Here is a 576-nt window from a genome sequence, read left to right on the forward strand (position 1 = left end):
TGCTCGCTCCTACAGGGGATGTTTAAATCCGAAGACTGGTCTTTTGTCGCTGGTCCAGCAAATACACCATCAGGCAGGCATACAACGTCACCGCAATGAACAACCCCATGCGCACCGCAAAGGCGGTGTAGACGTCCTTGCCCGCCAGGCTGTCCTGGACCGATTGCCCCAGCAGGATAATCAGGGTGATCAAGGTGTTGAGCCAGAAGCCAGGACTGAACCGGCCCGCACTCAAGCCATAAAGCTTGCGGGCCAGGATCAGGGCGAACAGCAGCATCCACAGGAAGAACATCCACAGGTGCACGAAAACCGTCAGTGCGCTCCAGAACGCAATCGCCAGCAGGCCGCCCAGCAGGGTTGAGCCAATCAGCTCGCGGGCCGCGTCGCGGGCGTTGGTGCTGGAACTCTGTTGTCCCAGGCTCACCGCCTTGAGGACGATGGGCAGGTAGCTGGCGGGGTCGATCAGTGCCAGCAGGAAGGTTGGGATCACGATCAGGGTTGCGCGCAATGCGACGCGGTCGACGTCTGTCTCAGACAATGCCGGGGCGGGGGGGGGCGGCGGGGCGGTGGGGGGGT

1 pseudogene is annotated in these 576 nt (G+C 62.2%); it reads right to left on the minus strand.

What is annotated here, in order from left to right:
- Positions 1–22: 22 nt before the first annotated feature.
- Positions 23–576, minus strand: a pseudogene (locus tag PG5_RS32750) (hypothetical protein); the annotation flags it as partial.

Source organism: Pseudomonas sp. G5(2012) (genome assembly GCF_000408945.1).
In the GTDB taxonomy this organism is placed as follows: Bacteria; Pseudomonadota; Gammaproteobacteria; order Pseudomonadales; family Pseudomonadaceae; genus Aquipseudomonas; species Aquipseudomonas umsongensis.